This is a genomic window from Leucobacter sp. 7(1) (assembly GCF_900163635.1).
Classification (GTDB): domain Bacteria; phylum Actinomycetota; class Actinomycetes; order Actinomycetales; family Microbacteriaceae; genus Leucobacter.
Genome location: NZ_FUID01000036.1, coordinates 1 through 26,988, shown reverse-complemented (window position 1 = coordinate 26,988; position 26,988 = coordinate 1). Strand labels below are relative to the sequence as shown.

At 66.9% G+C, this 26,988-nt stretch carries 29 protein-coding genes; 16 read left to right on the top strand and 13 right to left on the bottom strand.

Going from position 1 to position 26,988, the window contains the following annotated elements; translation table 11 throughout:
- Positions 1-515 precede the first annotated feature (515 nt).
- The 3 genes from FM113_RS08305 to FM113_RS08295 are packed head-to-tail and all read right to left on the bottom strand — an operon-like array spanning position 516 to position 2,633.
- Positions 516-734, bottom strand: coding sequence for an SCO4848 family membrane protein (locus FM113_RS08305; protein ID WP_087013422.1), 219 nt, complete (start codon positions 732-734; stop codon positions 516-518).
- A gap of 38 nt (positions 735-772) precedes the next feature.
- On the bottom strand, positions 773-1,963 hold the full coding sequence (locus tag FM113_RS08300; protein ID WP_087013420.1) for an MFS transporter: 1,191 nt from the start codon (positions 1,961-1,963) through the stop codon (positions 773-775).
- Positions 1,950-2,633: a FadR/GntR family transcriptional regulator gene (locus FM113_RS08295; protein ID WP_140393314.1), complete on the bottom strand. Its 684-nt coding sequence runs from the start codon at positions 2,631-2,633 to the stop codon at positions 1,950-1,952. The genes FM113_RS08300 and FM113_RS08295 overlap by 14 nt, the downstream gene beginning before the upstream one ends.
- Positions 2,634-2,711: 78 nt before the next feature.
- Between FM113_RS08295 and FM113_RS08290 the strand changes: the two genes are divergently transcribed.
- From FM113_RS08290 to FM113_RS08260, 7 genes are all read left to right on the top strand, one after another.
- Positions 2,712-3,806 (top strand): amidohydrolase family protein, encoded by a 1,095-nt coding sequence (locus tag FM113_RS08290; RefSeq protein WP_087013416.1) that lies wholly within the window; start codon positions 2,712-2,714, stop codon positions 3,804-3,806.
- Between the two features lie 74 nt (positions 3,807-3,880).
- Positions 3,881-5,536 (top strand): ABC transporter substrate-binding protein, encoded by a 1,656-nt coding sequence (locus tag FM113_RS08285; RefSeq protein WP_140393313.1) that lies wholly within the window; start codon positions 3,881-3,883, stop codon positions 5,534-5,536.
- Positions 5,537-5,539: 3 nt separating this feature from the next.
- Positions 5,540-6,490: an ABC transporter permease gene (locus tag FM113_RS08280; RefSeq protein ID WP_254908924.1), complete on the top strand. Its 951-nt coding sequence runs from the start codon at positions 5,540-5,542 to the stop codon at positions 6,488-6,490.
- On the top strand, positions 6,487-7,371 hold the full coding sequence (locus tag FM113_RS08275; RefSeq protein ID WP_087013413.1) for an ABC transporter permease: 885 nt from the start codon (positions 6,487-6,489) through the stop codon (positions 7,369-7,371). Before FM113_RS08280 ends, FM113_RS08275 begins: the two co-directional genes overlap by 4 nt.
- Positions 7,368-8,225: an ABC transporter ATP-binding protein gene (locus FM113_RS08270; RefSeq protein ID WP_087013411.1), complete on the top strand. Its 858-nt coding sequence runs from the start codon at positions 7,368-7,370 to the stop codon at positions 8,223-8,225. The genes FM113_RS08275 and FM113_RS08270 overlap by 4 nt, the downstream gene beginning before the upstream one ends.
- On the top strand, positions 8,222-9,067 hold the full coding sequence (locus FM113_RS08265; RefSeq protein WP_254908923.1) for an ATP-binding cassette domain-containing protein: 846 nt from the start codon (positions 8,222-8,224) through the stop codon (positions 9,065-9,067). The genes FM113_RS08270 and FM113_RS08265 overlap by 4 nt, the downstream gene beginning before the upstream one ends.
- Positions 9,064-10,617, top strand: a complete 1,554-nt coding sequence (locus tag FM113_RS08260) for a chlorohydrolase family protein (protein WP_254908922.1) — start codon at positions 9,064-9,066, stop codon at positions 10,615-10,617. The genes FM113_RS08265 and FM113_RS08260 overlap by 4 nt, the downstream gene beginning before the upstream one ends.
- A gap of 23 nt (positions 10,618-10,640) precedes the next feature.
- Here the strand turns inward: FM113_RS08260 and FM113_RS08255 are convergent, their stop codons facing one another.
- Positions 10,641-12,026, bottom strand: coding sequence for an APC family permease (locus tag FM113_RS08255; protein ID WP_087013410.1), 1,386 nt, complete (start codon positions 12,024-12,026; stop codon positions 10,641-10,643).
- A 162-nt stretch (positions 12,027-12,188) separates the two neighbouring features.
- Here FM113_RS08255 and FM113_RS08250 point away from each other — a divergent pair, with 162 nt between their 5' ends.
- Positions 12,189-12,899: a GntR family transcriptional regulator gene (locus tag FM113_RS08250; RefSeq protein WP_087013407.1), complete on the top strand. Its 711-nt coding sequence runs from the start codon at positions 12,189-12,191 to the stop codon at positions 12,897-12,899.
- Positions 12,900-12,939: 40 nt separating this feature from the next.
- Complete coding sequence (locus tag FM113_RS08245; protein ID WP_087013405.1) at positions 12,940-13,338, top strand: acyl-CoA thioesterase; 399 nt, start codon at positions 12,940-12,942, stop codon at positions 13,336-13,338.
- 120 nt (positions 13,339-13,458) lie between these two features.
- Here FM113_RS08245 and FM113_RS08240 read toward each other — a convergent pair whose 3' ends face one another.
- Positions 13,459-13,926, bottom strand: a complete 468-nt coding sequence (locus FM113_RS08240; RefSeq protein ID WP_087013403.1) for a GNAT family N-acetyltransferase — start codon at positions 13,924-13,926, stop codon at positions 13,459-13,461.
- Positions 13,923-14,213, bottom strand: coding sequence for a cupin (locus tag FM113_RS08235; protein WP_087013401.1), 291 nt, complete (start codon positions 14,211-14,213; stop codon positions 13,923-13,925). Before FM113_RS08235 ends, FM113_RS08240 begins: the two co-directional genes overlap by 4 nt.
- Positions 14,214-14,415: 202 nt before the next feature.
- Here FM113_RS08235 and FM113_RS08230 point away from each other — a divergent pair, with 202 nt between their 5' ends.
- Positions 14,416-14,997 carry an HdeD family acid-resistance protein gene (locus FM113_RS08230; RefSeq protein WP_087013399.1) on the top strand — a complete coding sequence of 194 codons (582 nt, stop codon included), beginning with the start codon at positions 14,416-14,418 and terminating at the stop codon, positions 14,995-14,997.
- Positions 14,998-15,082: 85 nt separating this feature from the next.
- Here the strand turns inward: FM113_RS08230 and FM113_RS08225 are convergent, their stop codons facing one another.
- From FM113_RS08225 to FM113_RS08210, 4 genes are read right to left on the bottom strand one after another with little or no spacing between them, the layout of a single operon-like run.
- Entirely contained in the window at positions 15,083-15,631 is a 549-nt protein-coding gene (locus tag FM113_RS08225) for an SseB family protein (protein WP_087013397.1), read from the bottom strand.
- Between the two features lie 56 nt (positions 15,632-15,687).
- Positions 15,688-16,308, bottom strand: a complete 621-nt coding sequence (locus tag FM113_RS08220; protein WP_087013395.1) for an energy-coupling factor transporter transmembrane protein EcfT — start codon at positions 16,306-16,308, stop codon at positions 15,688-15,690.
- Positions 16,305-17,054 (bottom strand): energy-coupling factor ABC transporter ATP-binding protein, encoded by a 750-nt coding sequence (locus tag FM113_RS08215; protein WP_087013394.1) that lies wholly within the window; start codon positions 17,052-17,054, stop codon positions 16,305-16,307. Before FM113_RS08215 ends, FM113_RS08220 begins: the two co-directional genes overlap by 4 nt.
- A gap of 9 nt (positions 17,055-17,063) precedes the next feature.
- A complete protein-coding gene (locus FM113_RS08210; protein ID WP_087013392.1) occupies positions 17,064-17,699 on the bottom strand; it encodes a biotin transporter BioY in 636 nt (211 codons plus the stop codon).
- Between the two features lie 102 nt (positions 17,700-17,801).
- On the opposite strand from FM113_RS08210, the gene FM113_RS08205 reads away from it, so the two are divergent.
- From FM113_RS08205 to FM113_RS08180, 6 genes are all read left to right on the top strand, one after another.
- Positions 17,802-18,440 (top strand): TetR/AcrR family transcriptional regulator, encoded by a 639-nt coding sequence (locus FM113_RS08205; RefSeq protein ID WP_087013390.1) that lies wholly within the window; start codon positions 17,802-17,804, stop codon positions 18,438-18,440.
- A gap of 133 nt (positions 18,441-18,573) precedes the next feature.
- Positions 18,574-18,771, top strand: a complete 198-nt coding sequence (locus tag FM113_RS08200) for a hypothetical protein (RefSeq protein ID WP_087013388.1) — start codon at positions 18,574-18,576, stop codon at positions 18,769-18,771.
- A 255-nt stretch (positions 18,772-19,026) separates the two neighbouring features.
- Complete coding sequence (locus tag FM113_RS08195) at positions 19,027-20,157, top strand: ABC transporter substrate-binding protein (protein ID WP_087013386.1); 1,131 nt, start codon at positions 19,027-19,029, stop codon at positions 20,155-20,157.
- Positions 20,154-21,038 (top strand): ABC transporter permease subunit, encoded by an 885-nt coding sequence (locus FM113_RS08190; protein ID WP_087013384.1) that lies wholly within the window; start codon positions 20,154-20,156, stop codon positions 21,036-21,038. Before FM113_RS08195 ends, FM113_RS08190 begins: the two co-directional genes overlap by 4 nt.
- Positions 21,020-21,925 (top strand): ABC transporter permease, encoded by a 906-nt coding sequence (locus tag FM113_RS08185; protein ID WP_087013382.1) that lies wholly within the window; start codon positions 21,020-21,022, stop codon positions 21,923-21,925. Before FM113_RS08190 ends, FM113_RS08185 begins: the two co-directional genes overlap by 19 nt.
- Positions 21,922-23,040 carry an ABC transporter ATP-binding protein gene (locus FM113_RS08180; protein WP_087013381.1) on the top strand — a complete coding sequence of 373 codons (1,119 nt, stop codon included), beginning with the start codon at positions 21,922-21,924 and terminating at the stop codon, positions 23,038-23,040. The genes FM113_RS08185 and FM113_RS08180 overlap by 4 nt, the downstream gene beginning before the upstream one ends.
- Before the next feature lie 15 nt (positions 23,041-23,055).
- Here FM113_RS08180 and FM113_RS08175 read toward each other — a convergent pair whose 3' ends face one another.
- The 3 genes from FM113_RS08175 to FM113_RS08165 form a co-directional block, all read right to left on the bottom strand.
- On the bottom strand, positions 23,056-23,925 hold the full coding sequence (locus tag FM113_RS08175; RefSeq protein WP_087013379.1) for an alpha/beta fold hydrolase: 870 nt from the start codon (positions 23,923-23,925) through the stop codon (positions 23,056-23,058).
- Positions 23,926-23,988: 63 nt separating this feature from the next.
- The gene (locus tag FM113_RS08170; protein WP_087013426.1) at positions 23,989-25,653 is read right to left on the bottom strand and encodes an amidohydrolase; all 1,665 of its coding nucleotides are present in this window, start codon (positions 25,651-25,653) and stop codon (positions 23,989-23,991) included.
- Positions 25,654-25,747: 94 nt separating this feature from the next.
- A complete protein-coding gene (locus FM113_RS08165) occupies positions 25,748-26,971 on the bottom strand; it encodes an MFS transporter (protein WP_254908925.1) in 1,224 nt (407 codons plus the stop codon).
- Between the last annotated feature and the right edge of the window lie 17 nt (positions 26,972-26,988).

The following is a 26,988-nucleotide window of genomic DNA, read 5'->3' as shown; positions in this document are numbered from 1 at the left end:
TACTGACGACCGCGTCGAGGGCGTCAGCAAGGACAGTGACGCGTTCCGCATCGAGTGCCCGTTGGTGCGTCTCGATCGTTTCGAGTCGGCTCACCGCGTGTGCGACGCGGTGGCGCTGCGTGGGGGTGAACTCTCCGTTGGCGGGCATGGGGCTATTCCCTCACACACCACTGACATTCAGGCCCCGAAAACAGGGGGTTTCAGGGGGCAACAATTCTGGGGCGGGGAAACCCCTGGTGGCTCGGGCGGAAAGTTTTTCAAGAAACTTTCCCGCCCCAAATTCCAAGGCTTAGGGGCCTGGGTCAGCCCTGGAATACACCTTGGAATCCACCCCGGTACCCACTCCGGCCATACCCCGTGCGAGGCTGCGTGGGCACCCGTTCACCAGTCCCATTCACCAGTCACGTTAACCAAACCCGTTCACCAGCGCGTCGGAGATTCACGACTTTGCAGGAGATTTGGGCCCGGATCCGGCACGCAGCCCGAGAATCTCCTGCAGAACGAGCAGAACGAAATTACGCCTGGACGAGCGCGATGACGCCGGCAATCGCCGAGGCCACGGCGATCAGGAGTGCGATTCCGATCAGCACGGCGTGCACGGTGAGGAACCGGGTTGCGCGGCCCTGCTCGTCGCGTGCACGCGGGTCCTTCGCCACGCGCTTCCAGAACTGCGGCCACACGATCACGTTGTAGGCAGCGTTGATCAGCAAGAGGATCCCGGCGAAGACAAGCATGCCTGCAGTCTACGGCGACCACAGGTGAGCCCGGGGTGTTAGCCACCCTGGTTCCGCTGCGAGGCGCGGGATCCCCAGACGCCGAAGCAGAGTTGCGCCCCGGCAACCCCGGCGAGTACGAGCAGCGCACCGGCCCAGGGAACTCCTGCCTGGGCGAGGAACCCGAGCAGCAGTGGGCCGAGCGCGGCGAATGCGTAGCCGAGGCCCTGGCTGACCGCGGAAAAGCCAGCCGTCAGTGCCGCGCTCGGGGTGGTGAACACTATGAGCGCGATTGCGAGTCCGAACGCGCCGCTCTGCGCAATCCCCAGGAAGGCGACGACGACGGGCGCGAGGCCGATCGGGGCGAACGCGAGACTCAGGAGACCAATGACGGAGAGCACCGCGAGCGACACGATCAGTGGGGTGCGGAGGTGCTTGCGCGCGGCGAGCGTGGGGGCCAGGAGCGACGCGGGGAGGCCGGCGATGCTGAGCCACGCGAGGAGGAGCCCGGCGTCGCGCGGGCTGAGCCCCCGGTCCATCGCAATTGTGGGCAGCCAGGCAGTGAGCGAGAAATAGATGAGGGCTTGGCAGGCGAAATAGCCTGTCACCGGCCAGATGCCCGGCGTTCGCAGGATTGCAGACCACGGCTGCGTGGGTGTTCGGTGGCCCCTTGCCCCTGGTCCGCCGAGCGCGGGGCCCAGGCCGAGCGCGAGGCCGAAGGCAATCAGCACGGGGATTGCCCACGCCATGAGTGCCGCAACGACGTTGTCCCCCAGCATGTGCAGGAGTGGGACAGCGAGAGCGGCGCCCGCTGCAGCGCTCACGCCAAATGCGGTCGTATACATGCCCGTCCAGAAGCCACCGCGGCGCGGGAGCGCCTGGCGGATGATCTGCGGGGCCAGGATGCCGAGGATCGCGATCGCGACCCCGCCGACGACGACCCCGGCGAAGAGGAGGGGCGTGGAAAGCGGGCGCACAAGGGTGGCCACCGCGAGCGCACCGAGCAGGACCGTGATCGCGCGGGAGAGCCCGAGCCTATTTACTAGCGCGGGGGCAAAGGGGGAGGCAAGCCCGAACATCAACACGGGAAGCGCGCTCACTGCTGCCAAGCCGCTCGCGGACAGATGGAATGCGTCGCCGATTGTGTTCAGGAGTGGCGATACGGAGGTGATCGGAAACCGGACACTCAAACCTATTGCGAGAAGGAGTATCCCCGCCGCGACGCCGCGGCGGCGATCAGTCGAGTTCATCGAGGAGGCGTTCTTGCTGCTCAAGGACGCTCAACGCGGCGGCCGTTGCTCGCTCCGCGTCCTGTGCGGCAATGGCCTGGTACAGGGCATCGTGCATATCGGCACCCTCCGGATCGCTGTGCTGCTCGACGCACGAAGCGTCAGCGACCGACTCCCAGAGTGACGCGTCGAAGCTCGCGTAGATGTCCGCGAGCAGTTGGTTGCCCGAGGCGCGTGCGATGCCCAGATGGTAGGCCACGTCCGCGGCCGCAAACGCGCTGGCGTCGCCAGCATCGACGGCGGCGCGCCGTGCACGCAGGTAGTCCGCAAGCTCCGCGAGTTGTTCGTCTGTGCGGCTGGCGGCCGCCTCGCTCGCGGCCAACGCATCAAGGGCACGGCGCACGCGGATCACCTCGTGGCTGTCCGCCGAATGGATGGCACGGCGCAGTGCAACCTGGGTGGGGTCAGTCGCGACAACGTAGGTGCCGTCGCCTTGTCTGGTCTCCAGGAGGCCGAGCTGCACGAGTGATCGGACCGCTTCGCGAATTGACGGGCGGCTCACCCCGAGCGTTGTAGTGAGTTCCGCCTCGGACGGAATGCGATCGCCGATGGCCCAGCGGCCATCGCTGATTTCGCGCCTCAGCTCGTCGACGACCGTGTCGACGAGGGAGCGCCGGTTGATGGGTTGCACAATCACATCCTTGCAGATTGGTGAGGTCGTATGGTTATCATATGTCTTACAAGTTGCTGCCCGCCATCACGAATTGAGATGACGGCACCCCATGTCACTGAGAAAGGCCTCACCATGACGGAGCTTCCGCACCCCACGACGCTCGCAACGCCGGGCTTCGTCGACGGTCACATCCACCCGGATAAGACGACCTGGGGTGGACCCTGGCTGTCACGGAAGCCGGCCGCGACACTCGCGGAGCTGATCGCGAACGATCGTGCCACGCAGCACGACTTCGCCCTCAGTGTGGAGGACCGCGCCTACGCGCTCCTTTCGAACGCGCTCCGCAACGGGACACTCGCAATGCGGGCTCACGTTGATGTGTCGACCGAGCTCGGGCTGCGCAACATCGAGGGCGTCCGCGCAGCAGCTGAGCGGCTCGCGCCGCACCTCACCGTGCAGATTGTGGCGTTCCCGCAGTTCGGCGTGCTGACAGATCCGGGCACCGCGGACCTGATGTCCGCCGCGCTGACTGCGGGGGCCGATCTGGTGGGCGGCATTGACCCGATCGGCGTCGAAAACGACCTGCACGGGCACCTCGACACGATTTTCGGGATCGCGGATCGTGCGGGGCGCGACCTCGACATTCACCTGCACGACGGCGGGGAGGGCGGCCTCGCTGAGATCCGCGAGATCGCCGCCCGCACGATCGCGAGCGGTCGGCAGGAACGCGTCACGATCGGCCATGCATTTGCGCTCTGCGATGCCTCGCTGCCGAGCCTAGGGGAGACCCTTGACCGTGTCGCTGAGGCGGGGATCTGGATCGCCACGTGTGCGCTGGGCGCAGATCCCGTGCCGGATCTCGACCGTTTTGAGCGCCACGGCGTCCGCGTCGTTGCAGGATCGGACGGAGTGCGCGACAGCTGGAGCCCGTTTGGCAACGGCAGCATGATTGACCGCGCTCATCTGCTGGCCTACCGCACCGGTGCCTTGACCGACGCGGATCTGGAACGCGTCTTCCGGATCGCGACGACCGCGGGCGGCACCATGCTCGGCATCCCCGAGCTCGCTGCGTGGGGCGGCGCTGAAGGGGGCACGCGGCTTGAATTTCCCGCCGAGAGTATTGCCCAGCTTGTTGTTGACCGCCCCGCGCCCACGCGCGTACTGCGTGACGGCGGCGAGGTGCTCGCCTAGCCCCGCCCCGCTCCTCGACCACCTATTCCCGATCCCTACCCCACCCCGCACCACACTGGAACAAAGGAGTCCCCGTGACTACTCGTCGTATTCTCTTGCTGCCCGGCGTCCTCGCCGCCGCGGCGCTCACCCTGACCGCGTGCGCCGGAGGGGGTACTGCCTCTGCCGGTGGCGACGGCACGGCTTCCGCGGCGTTCAACGTCGACGCTGACAGCCTGGCCACCACCACCGAACCTGGCGCGAATCCTGTCGCCGAGGTGACCTGGAACCTGCCCTACGAGCCGATGTCCCTCGATCCCATGCTCTCCTTCAACTACGCGGAGAACACGGTTGACTCGAACACCTGCGAGGGCCTCACTCGGATCACGCCGGATCTCACGATCGAGAACGCGCTCGCTGAAAAGGTGGAGTCGCCCGACGACACCACATACGTCTACACACTCCGCTCCGGAGTCACGTTCTGGGATGGCACCCCGCTCACCGCGGATGACGTCGTGTACTCGCTCGGTCGCCAGGTCGGGCCGGACACCGCAAGCTACTGGACGGACTACTTCCAGAACGTCGCGAGCGTGGAAAAGTCCGGAGAGAACCAGGTCACGGTCAAGCTCACCCAGCCGGACGCCCTCTTCGAACAGGGCATGTCGAGCGCTGCGGGCGCGATCGTGCAGCAGGCCGCTGCGGAGGCCGCCGGCGAGCAGTTCGGAACGCCGAAGGGCGGCATGATGTGCACGGGTCCCTTCCAGCTCGAGAGCTGGGAGCCGGGCAAGGCCATCACGCTCGTGAAGAACGAGAACTACTGGGACAAGAACCTGATCCCCAAGGTCGAGAAATTGTCGTTCAGCTTCATCGCCGACGAGTCGACCGCCGTCAATGCGCTGCGCACCGGCGACGTCGACGGGCAGTTCTTCTACCTGCCGCCCGCTGGTCTCGGCCAGTTGGAGGGCAGCGACGCGACGATCACCTTCGGTAAGTCGTACATCTTCTGGTCGCTCCGCGCGATCCAGGAAGAAGGAACCTTCTCGAACCCGAAGGTGCGCGAGGCGCTGCTCGCGACAATCGACAGCCAGGCCATCTCCGACGTCGTGTTCCAGGGGACCGCGATCCCGTCTCCCGTGCTCACCGGCCCGGCGTACTACGGTGACGACGAAGCCGGGGCACTCTTCCAAGAAGCATTCGACAGCTACGAACTGCAGCCAAATATCGAGCGCGCCAAGGCACTTCTCGCTGAAGCCGGAGACGTCTCCGCGCCGATCGTGCTGGGAGTGCAGGGATCTTCCGCGGTGCACGAGCAGACGGCCAACCTGATCCAGGCGGCTGGCGAGGCAATTGGCCTCACAATCGAGACTAAGGTCATCCCGGTTGAGCAGTTCGGCAACCTGTACTTCGACCCGAAGGCGCGTGAAGGCCTCGACGGGTTCTTCACGACGTACTACGGCAACGTCACCGATCCGCTCGACGTCTACACGACGTTCATGCCCGAAAGCACGAACAACTTCATCAAGTACGACGGTGCCGCTGAGGAACTCACGAAGGCCCGCCAGACGCTCGATCCGGTGGAACGTGCCGAGTACACGATCGCTGCGCAGGAGAAGATCACGCGGGATCTCCCGTGGTTGCCGATGGGGGACCTGCCGGTGATCCTCGTGCAGAACAACGCGATCTCCGGTGCGACGGCCTCCTCGGCCTACCTCGGATACCCGTGGGCCGCCACCATCGGGGGCGTGGAGTAACACGTGTCCACCCCTGCATTTCTCCTGCGACGAACGGGCAGCCTGCTGCTCGTCCTGTTCGTCACCTCGTTTGTCGTCTTCGGCATGCTGTACCTCGCCCCGGGAAGCCCGCTGAGCTTTGTGCTCGGGCCCCGGGGCGGGACCCCCGAGCAGATCGCTCGGGTGACCGCCCAGTACCACCTCGATGATCCCTTCCTTGTGCGGTACTTCGCCTGGATTGGGGACCTCTTTCAGGGCAACCTGGGCGACTCGGTCGTGTACCGTCAGCCGGTGCTTGATCTGATCGGTGGCCGGATCGGTACGACAGTTGCGCTGATTGCGCTGGCCACCCTGATTATCGCCGTTGTGGGAGTGGGGCTCGGGCTGCTCGGCTCGCTGAAGGGCGGCTGGGTGGACCAGGTCGTCACGACGCTCGCCACTCTCGGGCTCGCCACCCCCGCCTTCGTGATCGGTGTTGCGCTGATCAGTGTGTTCGCGGTGGGTCTGGGTTGGTTCCCGACGAACGGCAGCGGCAGCGGCGGCTTCGACACGCTGGTGCACTTGCTCCTGCCAGCGACGGCGCTTGCGGTCGCGAGCACCGCCTACCAAGCCAGGATTACCCGGGCGTCAGTTCTCGAAGAGCGTGGGCGTGAGCATGTGCAGACCGCGGTCGCCCGTGGTTTGCGCCCGGGCTTGATCATCCGCCGACACATTCTCCGAAACGCGCTGATCCCCATCACCACCGTCCTGGGCTTGACCGTCGCGACCCTCATCGCCGGGGCGGTGGTGATCGAGAATGTGTTCGCACTCGATGGCCTCGGATCGCTGCTCGTGCGCGCGATCCTGCAGCGCGATTTCGCGGTCGTGCAGGCCGTGATCTTGGTGCTTGTCGTGGCCTTCGTCGTCATTAACGCGATCGTCGACTTCCTGTACACGATCATCGATCCACGAATCCAGCTCGGGAGCAAGCAATGAGCGCACCAAGCACCACCCAGATCGCGCTGCGGCGCGCCGCCTCCCAAGATCCGGGCCGGCCGACGCTGCTCGCGCGCAAACTGGGACCCACCGGCATCATCGCCGCGGTCGTCCTCACGATCTTCGTGCTCGCGGCGGTGCTGGCCCCCTGGGTTGCGCCCTACGATCCCGACTATCCGGACCTGCTCGCCGCGCTCTCGGGCCCGAGCGCACAGCACCTACTCGGTGCGGACGCGCTGGGGCGGGATCTCCTCTCTCGCCTGATGTATGGTGCCCGGATCACGCTCCTCGGCCCCACGCTGGTGATCCTCATCGCGACGGTCGTGGGCACAACGCTTGCCCTGATCGCGGCTTGGAACCGAGGCCGTGTCGACACGGTGATCTCCTGGATCCTCGACGTACTCTTTTCCGTGCCGGGCATCGTGTTCGCCCTGATCGCGGTGGCCATTTTTGGTCCGAACCTCCCGACCGTGGTCGTGGGCCTCTCGATCGGATACATCCCGTACGTCGCCCGTGTGGTCCGTGGAGCCGCGCTGCGCGAACGGGGGATGCCCTACGTCCAGGCCGCGTGGCTGCAGGGCCAGTCGGGTGCCGGGATCAGCCTGACCCAGATCCTGCCAAACGTGCAGCCGATCGTGGTAGCCCAGGCCGTGTCGTCGCTCGGTTTCGCGGTGATCGACCTCGCGGCCGTGTCGTTCCTCGGCCTCGGCGTGCAACCACCGACCGCGGATCTCGGCCTCATGGTGAAGAGCGGCTTTGACTCGCTCCTGCGGGGCCAGGCCAACGAAGCGATCTTCGCGGGTCTTGCGATTGTCCTCATCGTCTGGAGCATCACCATCATTGGTGACCGTCTCGCCTCGAACACCCGGAGTTTCCGATGAACGCACCACTGCTTGAAATTGAGAATCTGCGTGCCAGCCTGATCACGAAGTACCGCAGGCTCGACCTGTTGAACGGCGTCAGCCTTACGCTGGATCGCGGCGAAGCGCTCGGCCTGGTGGGGGAGTCGGGATCCGGGAAATCGCTCACCACCCGAGCCGTGATGCGCATGCTCGCCGACGGGTTTCAGACCGAAGGGGCAATCCGTTTCGCCGGTGAAGACGTGCTCGCGATGGGTCGTGAACGGTTGCGGAAGTACCGCGCCACCGATGTGGGGATGATTTTCCAGGACCCGCGCGCCCACGTAAACCCAGTCCACACTGTGGGCGACTTCCTGACGGAGGCACTCGTGCGGGATCGCGGGCTGCCGCGCGACGAAGTGGAACGGCGGGCCGTGCAACTCCTCGATGAGGTGGGGGTGCGCCACCCGGAACGGCGACTGCGACAGTATCCGCACGAGCTCTCCGGTGGCCTGCTGCAGCGCGTCATGATCGCAAGCGTGCTGCTCGCGGAACCGCAGTTGATCCTCGCGGACGAGCCGACGACCGCCCTCGACGTCACCGCCCAGTCCGATGTGATGGCGATCCTTGACGAGCAGCGGAAGGCGCGGGGACTCGCCCTGCTGTTCATTACGCACGACCTGGAACTCGCCAACGCCTGCTGTGACCGCCTCGCGGTGATGTACGCCGGGGAGATCGTCGAGCAGGGCGCGCACGTCTACGAAGCGCCCACACACCCGTACACGATCGAGTTGCTCGGGGCCCGTCCGAGCATCGAGGAGCGTTTGGACCGGCTTCCCGTGCTCGAGTACAACCTGGAACTGCACGAGGAATTGAAGGCGAGGGCTGCACTGTGAACCCGACTGAGAACGCCGCACTTGCGGCAACACCCCTGATGCGAGTGCAAGAACTTACGAAGGTGTTTCCCGCCCCGCGCGGCGTGAAAGACGGCGGTGTGCTGGCCGTTGACGGGGTGAGTTTTGAACTCCGTGAGGATGAGTACTTAGCGATTGTGGGGGAGTCCGGGTCGGGCAAGACCACTGTGGCCCGCATGATTGTTGGGTTGGAGACTGTCACCTCTGGGCAGGTCGAAATCCACGGGAGCGATCGGACCGCCGCCCCGCGTTCGCTGCGGGAGCGGCGCGCGCGTGCGCGTGAGGTGCAGTACGTCTTTCAGGATCCCTACTCGTCCTTGAACGGGCGACAGCGGATCGGCGACGTGATCACCTCCAATCTGCGCCTGCACGGTGCGGGATCCGGTGCGGCGCGCCTCCGGGCGCAGGAGATCCTGGACGCGGTGGGACTGCCGAAACGCTTCTTCGACCGTTACCCGCGCGAGCTGTCGGGCGGGCAGCGGCAGCGTGTGGCGATTGCACGGGCGCTCGCCGCCGATCCCGGCATCATCGTGCTTGATGAGGCGGTCGCGGCGCTTGACGTATCGATTCAGGCGCAGATCCTCAACCTGCTCGCCGACATTAAGGCCGAGCGGCAGGTCAGCTACCTCTTCATCTCGCACGATTTGGCGGTGGTGAATCAGATCTCGGATCGCATGATCGTGATGGAGAACGGCCGGGTCGTGGACCAGGGCGACACCGCCACGCTGCTCGCACACCCCACGCATCCGTACACGCGCGCCCTCCGGGCCGCGGTGCCTGGGCCGGGCTGGGCACCGAAGCGCCGAGAGCAGCTGGCCTCGTGAGCGATGCAGGTGAGGTGCGGGGAGCAGGCACCGAGGAGGGGACCGTCGCGCTCCGCGCCTCGCACGTGATTGCGGTCGATCCCGCGGTGCCATCCGGAGCACGCGTCCCGCAGTTCGTGGAGCTGCGGGATGCGTGTGTGCTTGTGCGCGGCAGCCGGATTGCCGCAGTGGCGGCGGGGCCAGCCGGCGACGCGCTCGCCGTCTCGGCCGACCGCATCGTCGATCTGGGAGAGAGCCTGCTGATGCCCGGGCTGATCGATCTCGAGGGCCTGGTGGACATCGATCACCTGCTGCTTGACTCCTGGTGGAGCCCCGAGCACGAGGCGCGCCTCGAATGGTCCGAAGTCTATGCGGCAGACCCGCGGGAGGTGCTCAGTGCGGCGGATCGCTCGATCCTGCGCCGCTACGGCCTGGTCCAGCTCCTGCTCCACGGTGTGACCACGGCGATGCCGATCGCCACCGAGGTACACGGGGCATGGGCAGAGACGCACGATGACCTGCTCGATACCGCACGGACCGCAAGTGAGCTGGGCATCCGCGTCTTTCTCGGTCCCTCGTATCGCTCCGGGGTGCACGTCACGCGCGGTGACGGGAGTGCGGGGATCCACTGGGACGAGGCCAAGGGTGAAGCGGCGTTCGCGGACGCGGCCCGTTTCCTGGATACCGCGGCTGAGCTCGAGGACCCTCTGGTGACCGGGGTGCTCGTGCCGTGTCGGGTCGAGACAGTCACGGACGATATTCTGCGCCGCACTGCGGAGCTCTCCGCAGATCGTGGTGCGCTCGTCCGGGTCCACGCGACGCAGGGGCTCGAATCAGAGCGGGGAATCCTGGCGCGCGAGCGCGGAACCACGCCGCTCGGCCTGCTCGAGCGGGCGGGGCTACTGAACGAGCGCCTGATCCTCGCGCACGGGGTGTACCTGGATGTGCACCCCGACGTCCACGGGGAGGACCGGGGCGATTTGGCGAGACTCGCGGCGGCCGAAGTGTCGATCGTGCACTGCCCGGTCACGAACGCGCGATATGCGTTCTGGCTGGACCGGCTGTCACAGTACCTCGACGCGGGGGTCACCATTGCGCTGGGAAGTGATTCGTTCCCGCCCGATCTGATCCGGGCGATTGATACGGGGGTGCAGCTCGCCAAGGCGCAGCACGGGGACCTGGGGCGGGGCATGCTCGCTGAGTATGTGGAGGCGGCGACCCTCGGCGGTGCCGCCGCGCTGAAGCGCCCCGACCTCGGCCGGATCGAGCCGGGGGCCCAGGCCGATCTTGTGGCGTTCTCCTTGGCCGATGTACGCATGGGGGCGGTTGACGATCCGATCCGTACGCTCACCCTGTCGGGGACGGGTCGCGACGCACACTTCAGCATGGTCGCGGGCAGGATCGTGATGCGTGAGGGGCTGCTTCCCGGCGTCGACCTCGCAGAATTGCGCCGTGAGGGGCAGCGCGTATTCGAGGCGCTCCGGGCGGCCTACCCCGAGCGGGACGCGCTCGCGCCGACGGGTGGTTCGAGTGAGACGGAGCTGTTCCCGCCGGTGTTTCCGCGCGGGTAGTGCGGAAACACCGGCGGGACCGGTCAGCTCTGGTACTGCAGCGTCGGCATGGTCTCGGTGTCGGCACCGTCGATGCGCAGCGCCAGCGGCCCGCCTGTGCGGCGCCGTCGCACCAGGTAGATCGTGACGCCCACGGCCAGCCAAGCCCCACCCAGTGCGTAAGTGAAGGGGGCGAGCGACGTCCACAGCCAGGCGATCGACACGAACCCGATGAGCGGCATGATCAGGTGGCGCAGTAGACCCCAGCCGCCCCGCAGTCGGAGGTCGAAGAAGAGCACCTTGATCGTGGCGAGGTTCACGACGGCGAACGCAACGAGGGCCCCGAAATTGATCATGTATACGGCCTGATCAAGTGTGATGAAGAGGGCGACGAGCGCCACCACGGAGACAACTGCCGCGGCGATGTACGGGGTGCGGAAGCGGCGGTGCAGGCGAGCGAGCACCGGCGGGAGGATGCCGTCGCGTCCCATTGCGAACAACACGCGGCTCACGCTCATCTGTGCGGCGGTCCCGCACAGAACGATGCCGACGACGTTCACGATCACGAAGACGACCATGAGGACGTCCCCGCCCGCCTGCTGCATCAGCTCAGTTCCCGCGGCGTCGAGGTTGCTCAGCGTGGTCCAGTCAGGGACGATCAGGCTGCCCGCGATGGAGAATGCCAGATATCCGAGACCCGCGAAGAGTGTGGAGAGCACGATGCCCTTGGGCACTCGACGGCGCGGGTCCTTGGTCTCTTCGGCGAGCGTAGAGACGCCGTCGAATCCGAGGAACGCGAACGCCACGATTGCCGCGGCCGCGAGGATCGGCCCGATCCCGCCCTCGCCGGGGGTGAGCGGCGTCATCACGGCTGCCAGGCTGAGGTCCGGCGCGTTCAGGATGGCGAGTGTGAGAAAGGCCACCACCACGAGCACCGAGGCGACAATGACGACGGAGTTCATGCGCTTGATCCAGCTCACGCCGATGACGCTGAGCACGGCAACGATGACGATGCAGATCAGCGTTCCCACCCACGACGGAATCGTGGTGAACAGACTGTTGAAATACAACCCGAAGAGCAGGAAGTTGACCATCGGGAGGAACAGGTAGTCGAGCAACATGACCCATCCCGTAAGGAACCCGGGCGCCGGGCCGAACGCACGCGTGGCGTAGGCGTAGGCGCCTCCGGTGATTGGCACGTGGGCGGCCATGCGACCGTAGCTGTGGGCGGTGAACAACATGATGAGGATTGCCGCGACGTAGGCCGCGGGAAGATGCCCGTCACTGATCGCGGTCGCCGGGCCGTAGACCGAGACTACGGAGAGCACACCCATCGAGGTGAGTCCGTAGGCGATCAGCGCCGGGAGGCCCAGCTCCCGTTTCATCGTTCGGGGCCGCGTAGGTTTCGCAGCGAGGGTGGGATCAGTCATGCACAGACTCCTTTGCTCTGGGGACAGCCCACGGGCACGAATTCTCGCGCGCCTCGGAAATTGTATGCCAAACTCAGGCTCATCGAGAAGCTGGCGGCTAAGAATGCTATCTTGGTAATACCAAACGGCCGTAGCGGCGGTGGCGAAGAGGGATCGATATCGATGCAGAGCAACGCTGATGTGAGTGGGCCCACGGGGGACGACGCGGTGAAGCCGTTACGAGGTGACGCCGTCTACGAGTGGGTGCGGGATCGCATTATCGACGGCAGGCTCCCCCCGGGTAGCAGGATCAGGGAACGGGATCTCGCCGAAGAGATTCGGGTGTCGCGCGTCCCGATCCGCGAGGCGTTTCCGCGGCTTGAGGCCGAGGGATACATTCGGACCCTGCCGCGGCGCGGCGCGGTGGTCGCCCCGATGGCGATCTCTGACGTGCGGGAACTCTTTGACGTGCGTGCCTCGCTCGAGGTGTTGGCCGCCCGGCTCGCCGCAATGCAGTGCGCCGCCGGCGCGGCAGGCGATGAACTGCGGACGGCGCTCGAACGCGCTGAGCGTGCCGTCGTGGCGGATCCTGCGCGCACTCCAGAGGCCCAGAACCAGGAGATCGCCGACGCCACCTCAGCGTTCCACGAGGCGATCGTTGAGCTCTCGGGGAACGCCCTACTGCGCGACCTCATGCCGCCTATTAGTGGGCGCGTGAAGCGGTTGTTTCACCTCGCGAATGAGCGCGACGACCTCGACTTGCACCGAGAACATCGCGACCTGTGCGATGCGATCCTGCGCGGCCAGGGAGAGCGCGCGGCAGCGCTGGCGCTCGCGCACGTTGAACACAGCAGAGCTGAAACACTTCCGCTGTTGGAGCGCTCCGCCGAATAGGCATGCTGATCTGCGAAGTTCGGGTGACTAGGCTGTGGCCATGAGTGAGTATCGCCACGTCGTGCGCAAATGGGTCAAACCCGAAGACCTGAACCAGCACGGGGCGCTGTTTGGTGGCCGCTTGCTGCAGTGGGTAGACGAGGAGGCCGCGATTGTGGCCGTCGCTCAGCTCGGCACCATCGACGTGGTTACCCGGCACATGTCCGCGATCGACTTCGTCTCGCGTGCCGATCGCGGCGACCTACTCGAGCTTGAATATCGGGTGGCGGCGTTCGGGCGCACCTCGATCACCCTGAGCTGTCGCGTCGAGAACGCGGTCACCGGGGGCGAGGTGCTGACCCTCAACGAGATCGTGTTTGTCGCGGTCGACGGCGATGGCAAGACTGTGGTCCACGGCCGCTCGGAACCGACCACGGGAACCGAGCGCCTCCGCGAGTAGCCCGACCGGGCAGGATCCCTTTCCCGCCCCTTCCCGCCCACTCCGACGCCGAGACCGCAATATCGCACCTTCAGGAACTGCAGAAGGTGCGATATTGCGGTCTCGTTGCCGAAGCTTCGCTCAGTGGCGGGGCGCGAGGTCGTACGTGACCCAGGGGGTGTGGGTGGCAACTCGGTCGTAGAGCCGGCGCGCGGTGGCGTTGCTGTCGGCCGTGATCCAGCGCACCAGGGTGGCACCCTCTTCCGCGGCAATCTCTGCCAGCCTGTCGAGAATCGCCCCGCCAGCCCCCGTGCCGCGTGCGGCTTCGGCGGTGAACAGGTCGTCCAGGTAGAGACCGTGGCCGGCGTCGATGGGCCGCGCGAAGCGGCGGAAGTGCCCGATCCCGACAGGCACACCGGCCACCTCTGCGATGAGGCCGCGGGTCTCGTGCGCTGCATCCATGAGCCAACCCCACACGGTGTCGTACACGGCGGCATCGTGCGGCTTGCCGTAGAAGTCGCGGTAGCCGCGGTACAGCTCGCCCCACGCCGCGCGGTCACCCTCTGCGATCAGGCGAACGGTGACCGTGGACTCCGTTGCGGCGCTCACGCGAGGCGCTCCGTCTCGACGAAGACGATGCTCTGCGCGGACGTGCGGTTCTCGACCTGGTGCTCCGACCCCGCCGACCGCGTGTAGCTCTGTCCGGCGACGAGGTTGGCGACGATCTCGCTGCCGTCGGCATTGGTGACGTGCATCGTGTCGGTGACCATCGGCACGACCACGTACTCGTAATCGTGGCGGTGCATCGGGATGACGCCGCCCGGCTCGATTGTCCACTGGGTGACGCGGAAGTACTCGTTCTCAAGCTGTACTTCGCCGTGTGATCCGGTGCTCATGATCCTCCTTGATGTCTGAGTGACGTGCCCTGCCCGGGCCGCGGTGAGTCCCAGCCTAGGGGACCGACTGGGCCCGATCCGGGGCTATGTAACGGTTGAGGCATCGAAACGGGCGCGCGCTCTCGCAGAAACTGGCGTGATGCGCTTGGATGGGACACATCAGCTGTACCGTTCCGGCACAGCACAGCGAAGGGGGATCCCAATGACTGGCACCGAAACGCCGAGCGAGACGAAGATCGAGAACCGCCTCACCGACGGAGTGCGCACCGCGTTCGGCGTGGGCGGGCTCATTGCTCTTGTGCTCGGCCTGCTCATCATCTTCAACCCGGCGAAATCCGGTGTGGTCGCCATGCAGGTGCTCGCGGTTGTCATGGCCGCGTACGCGCTTGTTGTCGGCGTCGTGTACCTCGGCTCGTCGATCTTCAGCCGCTCGCTCGGCGGATGGGCACGTGTGGGGCACATCCTGCTCGGGCTGCTCTACATCGCCGGCGGCATCGTGATGCTCATGAACGTGGGCGCCGCGGCCGTTGTGCTCGCGATGTTCCTGTCGATCACGGTGGGCATCCTGTGGCTCTTCGAGGGAATCATGGCCTTCACTGTGGCTGGCAAGAGCGATAGCAAGGTGTGGACCATCATCTACGGCATCGTCAGCGTGATCGCCGGTATCGTCCTGCTGCTCTCGCCGCTGCTCGGCGCCGTCACGCTGTGGCTGCTGCTCGGCATCTCGATGGTGGTCATGGGCATCGTCCAGGTGATCCGCGCCTTCTCGGTGAAGTCACTGTAATACGCCACCTCACGCACTGAGCGGCCCGCTCCCGGACGGGGAGGGGCCGCTCAGTGCTTTTTCGGCGAGGCACGCCGGAGCGGTGCTACTTCAGCGCCGCCACAGATTCCGCAGTGATCTCCGCGCTGCTCGCCGCGAGGGTCACGTACTTCCGGAGCACCACGAGTGCGGCCGAGGCCTTGTCGAACTCCGCGGCGACAAAGCGGTCGGAGGCGATGAGCGCGAGCGCCTGCTGTGCGGGCATGACGGCACCCTTCAGCTCTTCGGCCCGACTCGCAGGTGCGACAGCCCTCAGCTCGGCCATCGAGGTGAAGATCGGGAGCACAAGCTGGCCGGAAGTGGAGCGGAGGGTGCGCGCCCGGGGGCCACGCTTCTTCCCCGCGGTGCCCGTGATGTCGACCACGAGGTAGCCCTCGCGCAGGGCGAGTAGGAATGCGGCGAGATGCGGGTAGTCCGGAGTCTCCTGGAGCGCATGCAGCGCTGCGCGCACGGCGTCGTTTGCGTAGTCCGCGTGAACCTCCGCGGGAATTTCTTCGGCGGCGGTTTCTTCGGCGGCGGTTTCTTCAGCGTCGACAGGTGCGGCGTCCGACTCGGGGCCAGCCGCGTGGAATTCAGGGGAGTGCGCGTCAACCATGTGACTAGCCTACGGTGTGCCTGGGGCCCACGCGGAGGCGCGACGGGGGATCCGGCTCAGCGCTCCTCGTCGCCGATCCCGCGCGCCGTCAGCGCCTCCCCCGTGAGCTGTGCCTGCGCGACCGATCGCAGCACCATCGGGACAAGCCGTGCGCGGGCGCTGCGCTCCAGCCCGCGCGCACGCGCCGCCGCCTGGGTCTCCCGTGCGATCTCCAAGATGCTCGGCACCGCACGGATCACCAGGGAAAACGCGAACGCGACCCGCTCGGGGTGGACGCCCAATGGGCGCAGCGGTTGGAGCGCCCAGGCGACGGTGTCGAGCATGTCGTCGACCGCGGTGCTTGCGGTGACCGCGCTCGCCGCGAGGATCAGCGCGAACAGGTCCCCGACAACCTCGAAGCCGCGCTCCCAACCTTGTTGCCAGGCCTGGAACGCGAAGAGCGGCACGGCGACGAGGGCGAAGCCGCGCAGGACCCGCCAGAAGTCACGGCCACGGAGACCGGCGAGGACGGCCAGCAGGATCGCGACGCCGAGCGCAATCGTGGTGGGGAGGGTGCCGCGCAGCACAACCACGGTTGTCGCGAACACGAACAGCCCGAGCAGCTTTGCTCCCGGGCGGAGGCGGTGCAACGGACCAACTCCGGGAATGTAAGCCCCCAGGGGGCTGGCGATGCTCACTCGGCAGCCGCCGAACCCGCGATCGCCCGATAGTGGGCGATCGCCTCAGCAGGGGGGCCGTCGAATGCGACTCGGCCGTCGGCGATCACGAGCGTGCGGTCGGCGCGCGCGGCGAGGTCGAGATCGTGCGTCACGACGACAAGTTGCTGCGGCAGGCCGAAGAGCAGTTCGCTGATGCGCAGAGCGTTGCGCAGATCCAACAGCGTGGTCGGCTCGTCTGCGACGAGGATCGCGGGATCCGTCGCGAGCACCGCGGCGATCGCGAGCAGCTGCTTCTGCCCACCAGAAAGGGTGTGCACGCTGCGGTCGGCCAGTGCGCGCAGACCGAAGCGGTCGAGCACCTCGAGGGCGGCCGCGCGTCGTTCCGCCTTGCCGCGAATGCGGCGGCGCAGTGACAGCGCGACGTCTTCGGCAACTGTCGGCATGATGAGCTGCGCGGCTGGGTCGGTGAACACGAAGCCGACGGCCCGGCGCACAGCAGCTCCGTCGGTGTGCGTATCGAGCGTTGGGGTGCTGGCGTCCGGGCCAGTGCCAGGGCCAGTGCCGGTACTCATGCCAATCCGCACTGCGCCACTGCTGGGTTCGACGAGACCGTTGATCAGCCGTGCGAGGGTTGATTTGCCCGAACCGTTTGCGCCGATCACCGAGACCCGCGATTCGGTCAGGGTCAGGCTTGTCGGGTGCAGCACCGTCGTGTCACCCTCGGGGCCGGGGACAACAACGGTGGCGTGTTGAAACTCGATCACCCGGCGATCCTACGCGGTCGCGGCGGTGCGGTCCCGCCGAGCGCGTGCGGGAAGGAGCGTGGGGAACGTACGGTGCACCGTGGTCGCGACGATTGCCATCAGGAGGTTCTTGATGACATCGCCAGGCCAGAATGCGAGGTCGGTGATGAACGCCTGGCTCAGGGTGAGATCCGCGCGCCATGACAGGCCCAGGATCCCGAGAGGGTGGATGAAGAGAAAGCTTGCCGCGAGGCCCGACAGCATGATGAGGGGGATGCTTGCGACGACGCGTGAGCGGGGGAGTCGCTCGACGAAGAAGCCCGTGGCGAGCGCGGCGAGCGGGAAGGCGACGAGGTAGCCCGCCGTCGGGCCCGCGAATGGAGCGAGGCCGGCCGAGCCGCCACTAAACACTGGCAGGCCGATGGCTCCGACGGCCAGGTAGAGCAGCACGGCGAGGAAGCCGCGGCGCGCACCGAGTACGGCACCCGCGAGCATGACCGCGAAGGTCTGCAGTGTGATGGGCACGGCGCTGCCGACGCTGATTGCCGGAAGCAGGGCGGATACGGCGATCAGTGCAGCGAAGGTGGCGATGAGGGCGAGGTCAGTGCCCGGGTTGCTGCGGCGTGCAGCGCGTGTCGGGGCTGCGGCGGGGATGGCGTCAGTCATGGGGGCTCCTGGGGTCAGGGGTGGCGGGCGACGTGAGTCAATAAACGTCAACCTGAACAGTGTTCTGGTGAATGGTGTTCAGGTTAGCGGTAGGCTGGAAACATGCGCAACTCACTCGCCGACGTCGTCGCCGCCGCGCTCCGCGTACTTGACGCGCAGGGGCTCGAAAACTGCTCAATGCGGCGGGTGGCTACCGAGCTCGACGTGCAGCCGAGTGCGCTCTATCATCACGTGCCGAACAAGCAATCACTGCTGGCGTTGATGGCCGATCAGATCGTGCAGGGCGTCGGGCCGCGGACCGACCGCGACCTCGCCCAAGCCCCATTGACGGAGCGCCTTGACGTTGCTCGGCGACTGTGTATCGACCTCCGGGAAGCGATGCTCGGCGTGCGTGACGGCGCCGATGTCGTGGCGACAGCAACCGCGTTCCGAATGGGACGTTCGCGGGTCGAAGACGAACTCGCTCGCTTGGTGGGCGGCGACGCGGCGCGCACGCTTGTGTTCTTCACTTTCGGTCACGCGCAGTCCACGCAGACGCACCGACAGGCCGCGGCGCTCGGCGCGTTGGTGGGGGCACAGGCCGCGGACACAGCCGCGGCCGGGGCTGCCCAGGAGGGCGACACTGTGGCGGAGCTCGACGCGTCTTTTGGGCGCGGGATCGATCTGATTCTCGCCGGTCTGCTGGCGCTGGATCAGGCCGGGGTGTCCGGCACCCCGGCGCCTCGTCACGCCTCAATGTGAGCGCGGATTCACTCAATTCCTGCAGCGTTCCGTACTCAGCGCGCTCATGTTGTCTTCAGAAAGCGTTGTGCTTCCTCTCAGAAAGACGCGAAACACTGGGGGTCCACCAACGGAAACGAAGGGGGCACTACCTATGGGATTTCTTGAAGACGCCAAGCACAATGCTGAAGAAGCGGCCAAGAAGGTCAGCCAGGCCGTCGAAGACGGGGTTGATAAGGCCAAGGACAAGATCGATGAGGTTCGTGCGGAGGCCGACGTAAAACGGGCCGAAGCAGAGCGCGATGCCGTGAAGGCGCGCAACGACGTCAAGGACGAGCTGCGCGACAGATAGTCCGTTCCCCCGAGATCCCCCACCGGACTCGGTATCGCCTGAACACCAACGCCCGTCCCGGGTTCTCCGGGGCGGGCGTTGGTGCGTTGAGCACGGTTGCGCAGCGGTGTTCACCTTCCCACCCTCAGTGGCCTGACCGCGTTCACCCACGTGTTCGGTGGGCGATGTCAAGCGTTCACACGATGATGTTGAGATTCTCTTGGCCGGATGATCTGTCGGCCATTTTTTGTTTCTCGACTGCATTGGAACACTCGCATGAAGATGCTCCCCGTCGCTGCGACCGCCCTGGTTGTGGCTTCTCTTGTGCTCACCGGCTGCTCCACATCCTCCGCCCCTACCGAGGACACCCCGTGGGCCACTGCGACAAGCGCAGAGGCCGGTGGCGGCATGGACGCCCTTGTCACCGCCGCCCAGAACGAGGGCACGCTCCACACGATGGGACTCTTTGACGACTGGGCAAACTACGGCGAGCTCAAGGCCGCATTTACTGAAAAGTACGGCATCGAGATCGACAACGATGTCTCGATGAGCTCCAGCCAGGAGCAGATCAACGTGATCCAGCAGCGCGTTGGTCAGGAGCGCTCCATCGACTACCTCGACACTGGAGTCTCGTTTGCTGAGGACGGTGCGGCGCAGGATCTGCTCGCCGAGTACCGGCCAGCCACGGTGCCGGATCTTGCCGAGGGCCTCCACGGGGCGGGCAACCAGTGGACCAGTCAGTACGGCGGGTACATGAGCATCGGATGCGACACAGGCCGGGTGGAAACCTGCCCCACGACACTCGCTGACCTCGCGAAGCCCGAATTCAAGGGAAAGATCGGCGCGTTCGAGGATCCCACCTCCGGCGAACTCGAGTTCAACATCGTGTGGGCGATGGCGCTGGCCAACGGCGGTTCACTCGACGATATTCAGCCGGGCGTCGATTTCTTCCAGAAACTCTCGGACAGCGGCAACATGACCAAGGTCGTCGCGAATGACGGCACGATCGAGCGCGGCGAGACGCCGATTGTCTTGAGCTGGGACTACCTGAACCTCGCGTCGGCGACCAAGCTCGCGGCCGCGGGCATCGACTTTGAGGTCAACGTCCCCACGGATGTGCTGTGGTCCGCGTACTACGCCGCGTCGATCAATGCCGACGCGCCGCACCCGGCAGCGGCACGCCTGTGGCTGGAGTTTATTTTCAGCGATGAGGGTCAGAACCTCTTCCTCGAGGGGCAGACCCGCCCGGTACGCCTGCCCGAGATGATTGAGTCGGGGACGGCGGACGAGGCCGCGGTAGCCGCGCTGCCGCCGGCCGAGGGCGAGGCGCAGACTCCCAGCGCTGAGCAGCGGGAGGCCGCGAAAGCGCAGCTGACAACCGCCTGGCTGGAGGTCACCACCGCATGAGTCGCGGTGCGATCGCCGGGGCGACTGTGAGGCCGCCCCGGGCCCTGACCGGACTCATCCCGTTTCTGGGGTTTGCGTGCCTCTTCCTGCTCGTCCCCCTGCTCGGCCTCGTCTTCTCCGCCTTCCAGGTGCCGATCCCGGGGCAGCCCGGGGAGACAAGCTGGGGGGTCGCCAACTTTGCGCTCAGCGTCTCGGGTGCGCAGGGCGAGTCGATCCTGAACAGTCTGCAGGTGAGCCTCACGGCCGCCGTGATTGGCACGGTGCTCGGAGCGCTGATCGCCCAGGCAGTGGTGACGCTCGCCTCGGACCGGGTGAACTCCGTCACCACGGTCCTTGCGACGGTGCTCGCAAACTCCGGTGGGATCAGCCTCGCTTTCTCCTTCATTGTGATCCTCGGCAGCGTCGGGATCCTGACCGGGGTGCTGGGGCTCGACGCTCTGGGATTCTCCCTGTACAGCTCAAGCGGGCTCATCTTGATGTACCAGTACTTCCTGATCCCGACGATGGTGATGCTGTTCCTGCCCACCCTGCAGGGCGTGAAGCGCGAGTGGCGCGAGGCCGCTGCCTCGCTCGGTGCCCCGGGGATTCAATTCTGGGGACGCGTCGGACTCCCCGTGGTGATGCCGTCGCTCATCAGCGGGTTTGTCCTCTTGTTCGGGGCTTCCTTCGCCACACACGTCTCCGCGGCCGCGCTCATCGGCGGCGCCAACTTTCCCCTCGTCACCCTCAAAATTGCTGGGCTGTTGACCGGCGGGAACTCCTCTGGTCAGGAGAACGTCGCGATGGCACTCAGCGTCAACATGATCGTGATTGCCCTGCTCACCCTTGCGATCTCGCTTCCCCTGCAGAAACGGAGCCGGCAGTGGCTGTCCTCGAAGTAACCGCGGCCGTGCCGCAGCCCGGATCCGGCGTACCGGATGCGGCGCCAGGATCCGCGCCCCGCCCCTACCGCGCGCCGCGCTGGCCCAAAGTGCTCGCGGTCACGGCCCTGCTCCTGTTGATCACCTACCTGGCGGTCCCGATGCTCGCAGGGCTCTGGTTTAGCTTCTGGGTACCCGGTGAGGGCCTGACCCTCACCGCCCTGACCGACGCGCTCTCGTCCCCGGCGGTGATGGGGAGTCTCGGGCTCTCGCTCGGGCTCTCCGCGGTCTCAGTGGTGATCCTGCTGGCGATCCTGGTGCCCACAGTCGTGCTGTTGCACGTGTCGGCGCAGCGGTTCCGGCCCCTCGTCGAAGTGATCTGCATGTTGCCGCTCGTCGTGCCAGCGATCGCGCTTGTCGCCGGCGTGATGGCTGTGCTCCGCGCGGGTGTGGAGGCGGGGGAGACGGCGCGGGCGATCAGTCAGTTCCTGCAAGACCCGTCATTCCCGATCGTGCTGCTCGGGTGCTATGTCGTGGTGCTGCTTCCCTTCACCTTCCGCATCATTGACAACGCGCTCTCGACGATCCCGGTGACGCAGCTGCTCGACAGCGCCCGCGGTCTCGGGGCACCCTTTCCGCTCGCGGTGCTGCTCGTGGTCGCCCCGAATATTCGGGCCTCCCTGTGGTACTGCGCGTTTTTTGGCCTCTCCGCGGGCCTCGCCGAGTTCACCTTTTCGATCACGCTCGGCTTCCACACCCTCTCGGTCGAACTCATGACGCTCTCCGGGAGCAACTTCCGCACCTCGATCGCGGTGTCCCTGCTTGTCACCCTGCTGTCGTGGGCGCTCATGATCATTGTTCTCCAGGCATCTAACCGGATCGCCGTGTCCCGAAAGGCCTCCGCATGACCCCGACATCCTCCCCAGCAGGTGCCTCAATTGAGTTCCGCGGCGTCCAGAAATCCTACGGATCCACGAGCGTGCTCGAGGGGCTCTCGCTCACAATCGAGGCCGGCGAGTTTATCGCCCTACTCGGCCCGTCCGGCTGCGGCAAGACCACTGCGCTACGGATCCTCGGCGGCTTTGAGACCCCCAGTGGCGGTGACGTGCTTGTCGACGGAGAATCGGTGTTGCCCTTGCCGCCGCACCGGCGCGGGATCGGCATGGTATTCCAGTCATACAGCCTGTTCCCGAACCTCACGGTTCGGAAGAACGTCGAGTTCGGGCTGGCGCTGCGCCGGGTCCCGCGCGCTGAGCGGAAGCGGATCGCGCTCGAAATGCTTGAGACTGTGCGGCTCGGTGGCTTCGAAAACCGCTACCCCAACCAGCTCTCGGGCGGCCAGCAGCAGCGCGTGGCGCTGGCGCGCGCGCTCGCGATCAGCCCCGGAATTCTGCTCCTCGATGAACCGCTTTCGGCGCTCGACGCGCAGGTGCGCGCCGGACTGCGTGAGGAGATCCGTGAGCTGCAGTTGCGCACCGGGATCACGGTCGTGTTTGTCACCCACGATCAGGAAGAAGCGCTCGCAATGGCCGACCGTGTCGCGGTGATGCGGGACGGACAGATCCAGCAGATCGCCAGCCCCGACGAGCTGTTCTTCCGCCCCGAGGGGGCGTTTGTGGCCGGCTTTGTGGGCGTGACAAACGAGCTGCCCATCGCCGCGCGCGCCCCGCAGCCCGAGTTCTGGGCACCGCCCGCCGACACGGCAGCCGCAGATCGAATCTTCGTCCGCCCTGACGCGCTCGTGTGCGAACCCTCGACGGCGGCCGTGGGGACAGTCACTTCACACTTGTTCCTCGGCGCGACCACACGCATCACCGTCGAAACATTTGGCGGCGCGCATCGCGTCAAGGTCGATCTCCCGACGCACACAGTTGTCACCGTTCCGGTGGGCGAGCACGTCGCGATTCGTCTCACGCAGCCCGCGATCTACCGTGTCGCCGCGGACGTCTCCGTGCCGGCCGGTGCCGTGGTCCCGGCACCCGCCGACTTCCTGCGCCAGCGCACGGCCTCCAGCTTGGGGTGAGTGGCGTGGGGCCAGCTACTCCGGGGAGACGCGCTCAAGCATCCACGTTGTCACGTCGGCGATGACCTCGTCACGGTTGGTTTCGTTCAGGATCTCGTGGCGCGCCCCCGGGTAGACCTTCACGGACACATCGCGCAGCCCGCGGGCCCGGTAGGCCGCGGCGAGCCGGTGCAGCCCGTCGCCCCGGCTCAGCGGATCATCCCCGCCAGCGACGATGAGGATTGGGAGGTCCGCCGGGAGCCCCGGTCCGGGCTTGCCGAACAGGCGGAGCCCATCGGCCACTCCGAAGAGCTTCAGGATATCGGCTTCGAAGCACAGCGGATCCTCGATGAAGCGGGCGACGGACGCCGGATCGCGGCTCAGCCATTCGAACCCGGTAGCGTCGGGCCCATCCCATTTCGCGTTGAGGTTGCCGCTCTCCATGAACCGGGGTGTGCGGAACGCGGAGCCGGAGAGCACGAGCGCGTCCCACAGCTGCGGCTTGGCATTGAGGATGCGCTGTGCCATGAGCGAGCCCCAGGAGTGCGCGAACATCACTACCGGAAGGCCGGGGTAGCGCTCGCGTGCAATCCCGGTGAGCTGCGCCACCGCGTCCTCTGTGGCCTGCAGGCCGCCCGGGCCGAGTTTGCCGAGCCGTGCGAGGTCGCCGTCGTGCTGCCGGCGGCCGGTCTCGCCGTGCCCGCGATGATCATCCGCAAACACTGCAAAGCCGACGTCAACGAGGTGCTGCGCGAACTCGGAGTAGCGCTGTGCGTGTTCGCCGATTCCGTGCGCAATTTGTACGACGCCGATGGGATCGCTCGCGGGCCACTCGGTTGCCGAGATCTCGACACCGTGTGCGTCAACGTAGGTGAACTCGCGGGGGGCCGTCGGTGCGCTGCTCATGGCCCCATTGTGTCGGGTCCGGCTGAGCAGCGCCACCGAGGGGGCAACTGGCCCGTTGGGGCGCTACGCCTGTCGGCGGTGCGCGACCTCGCCGTCGACGAGCGTGAGCGCTGCGCCGGAGCCCAGCAGTGCCTCGGGAGCACCGGCGAGCGGGTTCGCCGCCCACACAGCCACGTTGGCGCGCGCACCGGTTGCGATGCGGCCAAACTCCTGTTCGCGTCCTGTTGCGGTGGCCGCGCCGAGGGTGAGCGCTTCCAGGGCCTGCGCCGGGGTGAACACGCGTTCCGGCTGGTACGGAGCGCGGCTGCGGTCGAGCGCGGATTCCGCGGTGAGCGCGATGAACAGGTTGTCTGGCGCGAAGTGCGGGGCGGTGGGTGCGTCCGTGCCGAGCGCGAGCAGCACCCCGGCGTTGCGGAACTTGTGCCACGGGAACCCGGTGTGGGCGCGCTCGTCGCCGAGCACGGCCTGCCAGTTGTCCAGTACCGCCGGATCGCAGTGCACCGGCTGCATCGATGCGGTGACTCCGAGGGCGGCCATCCGGGCGATCGTGTCGTCCGCGACGTACTCCAGGTGCTCGACACGGGGGCGGCGGTCAGTCCGGGCCCCGTTCACCCGGATGCACTCCTGGACCATGTCCAGGGCGATTGTGCTTGCCTCATCACCAATGGCGTGGAGGGCGAGCCGGAGCCCGGCGGCGTCCGCGGCAACGGCGACGGGGAGGGCAAACTCGCGCTCCCAGATCGGACCGGGGAGCGCGCCGTTCGCGTAGGGGGCGCGCATGGTGGCGGTGCAGGCGTCGATCACGCCATCGAGGATGAACTTCACGCCCACAATCTGCAGCCACTGGGTGCCGAACTCCGCGGCGAGCTCGTCCCGGGCTGCGGCGATGCGTGCGATTTGCGCGACGTCGGTGGCGACATCGCCGGAGGCGGTGAGCAGCCAGTGCGCGGTCACGGGGAACGGGAGCCGACCGTCGCGCGCAAGCCGGCGGCGGTACGTGGCGAGTTCGGCCTCGCCGAATGACATCTCAGTGGCGGCGGTGACCCCGGTCTCGAGGTAGGCGTCGAATGCGGCGGACAGGTAGCGGTCCTGGTCGGCCTCGCTGCGCACGGAGTCCAAGTAGCCCCACGCAAAGCTCATCGCCGCGGTTTCGAGCAGGAAACCTGTCGCGTCACCGTTCTCGTCGCGCACGATCTCGCCGCCAACAGGGTCCGGGGTGTCCCGGGTGATGCCCATCGCTGCGAGGGCGGCCGTATTGACCCACACCGAGTGCAGGTCGTTGGCGTCGAGGATCACGGGGACATCGGAGATCACCGCGTCGATGACCGCAGCTGTGGGGCGCTCGCCCTCAGCAAAAATGTCGAACATCCAACTGGTGCCGAGAATGCGCGGCGCATCCGGGGCAGCCGCGCGTGCGGCGGCGAGCCGCTCCTGCACCACAGTGAGGGAGCCGGCGTCACGCAGCTGGACCTTCGACAGGGATTCCCCAAGCATCAGCATGTGGGCGTGGCCCTCGACGATGCCCGGCGTCACCACGGCGCCGCCCAGTGAAACCTCGATGACCTCGGGGGGAGTGTCAGCGCCGTGGGCACCCGCCGCGAGGCGCACCGCGGCCAGGTCACCCGCGGCGAGCACGAGTCCGTCGCGGACGGCGAAGCACTCGCGGGGTGCGACCGCGGCCTCCCCGGTGAACACAGTGGCGTCGCGGTAGATGGTGGTGGCGGACATGAGACTCGCTTTCGGGGGTGCGCGAATGGCGCTGTGTGGGTGGGGGCGGGGGAGGAAACGGACGAACAGCCCCGCGATACCCCCACCTTCGATGCTACGGGGCGGGAGCGGAAACTGCGGCGGCGGGCGGCGTGGCTGACGCGCGAGCCAGCGCACGTTCGGCACCCACCGAGACGCGGGCGATGATCACTGTCGGGACGATCACCACAAAGCTGACAAGCCCCATGATGAGTGAGAAGCCCATGACCCCCAGCTGCGCAATGAGGGCACCGCCGAGCAGCGGTGCGAAGCTGGAACCCACGAGGTAGGCACCGAGCAGCGGGCCGGACCAGCGGCCGCGCGCGTCGAGGCCGGCCGCGGTCGCGATGAACAGGGCAAACGCGAAGGCGTAGATCGTGTTGATCGCGATGATGAGCCCGGCAAGCAGGGTGGGGCTGTCCGCGAAGCCCAGCCAGATCTTCAGGGCACCGCCGATGCCGAGCGCGATCGCGAGGGGCACAGCGCGGCCGATGCGGGCGCCGAAAATCGTGACGGCGAGCATGCCGAGGATCCCGCCGGCCGCCGCGATGCTGAGCGCAAAGCCGAGGTTTTGCTCGCCGATCCCCACGGTGTCGCCCAGCACGGGGGCCATGGTCCAGATAGCGTCCTCGCTCGTGCCCCACAGCGGGAACACAATGAGCACTGCGGTACCCGCGAGGGTGATGCGCCGCGGCTCGGCGATCTGGAGGCTCGTCGTGACGTCAACCGGGGCGGCGTGCTCGGGGGCCTCGGGCAGCCAGAGTGCGAGGGCGAGGCCCGCGAGGGAGATGAGGGCGAGGGTGCCGAAGACGCTGCCCTGCGAGATCCCGATCACGGGGATCACCGCGAGGATGGCGGTGATCAGGATGCGGTTGACAAGACCGCTCGTGGCGGAGACCCGGTTGGGGTTGCGGAGCGCGGCGAGCGCGGCCCCGGACGTCGAGATCGCGGCGCCGACGCCGGCCCCGCCGAGAATGAGGCCGGTTGTCGCGAGCGTCGGATTCGGGATGAGCGCTGCCGCTCCGAACGCGATAACCGCGACGACAAGACCGATCGCCGCGAGGCGGCGGCGGGCCGGGCCGGCGGCGAGCCGGGAGGTGCCGAGGCCGACGACGGCGGAGGCGAGTAGCGCCCAGGTCAGGATGTTGCCGCTCGCGATCACGTCAAAGCCGAGGTGTCCAAGCGCGGTCATGATGAACGGGGCGAGATTCGCCATCATCAGGCTTGCGAGAGCGATGATGAAGGTCGCACTGCCGTTGCGGAGGGTGAGGGGGTGCAGGGTTCGGGTGTGCAGGGGCACGATCCGCCGCCGGTCCC